This window comes from Bacillus sp. RHFS10, assembly GCF_016757475.1.
GTDB lineage: Bacteria > Bacillota > Bacilli > Bacillales > Bacillaceae > Bacillus > Bacillus subtilis_G.
Genome location: NZ_JAESPO010000021.1, coordinates 1 through 697 on the forward strand (window position 1 = coordinate 1; position 697 = coordinate 697).

Genomic DNA, 697 nt, shown 5'->3' on the forward strand with positions numbered 1-697 from the left:
TCGGCTCCTAGTGCCAAGGCATCCACCGTGCGCCCTTTCTAACTTAACCGTTAAAAAGAATCACTATGTGATATCTTGTATTACTAATTGAATGTGATGTCTACTGTTATCTAGTTTTCAAAGAACAACGTATAGGACATGCTAACACATGCGTTCCCACAGATGTGGCGCATTTAGCAGGTGTTCCTATGTTTTTGAAGGAATGATCCTTCAAAACTAAACAAGACAGGGAACGTTCTGTTTATAAGACCCAAGGTCTTATATTCCGTAATATATCCTTAGAAAGGAGGTGATCCAGCCGCACCTTCCGATACGGCTACCTTGTTACGACTTCACCCCAATCATCTGTCCCACCTTCGGCGGCTGGCTCCTAAAAGGTTACCTCACCGACTTCGGGTGTTACAAACTCTCGTGGTGTGACGGGCGGTGTGTACAAGGCCCGGGAACGTATTCACCGCGGCATGCTGATCCGCGATTACTAGCGATTCCAGCTTCACGCAGTCGAGTTGCAGACTGCGATCCGAACTGAGAACAGATTTGTGGGATTGGCTTAACCTCGCGGTTTCGCTGCCCTTTGTTCTGTCCATTGTAGCACGTGTGTAGCCCAGGTCATAAGGGGCATGATGATTTGACGTCATCCCCACCTTCCTCCGGTTTGTCACCGGCAGTCACCTTAGAGTGCCCAACTGAATGCTGG

At 48.6% G+C, this 697-nt stretch carries 1 rRNA gene; it reads right to left on the bottom strand.

Annotated features, from left to right (window positions below):
* Positions 1-282: 282 nt before the first annotated feature.
* Positions 283-697: ribosomal RNA gene (locus tag JMN17_RS21425) — 16S ribosomal RNA — on the bottom strand; the annotation flags it as partial.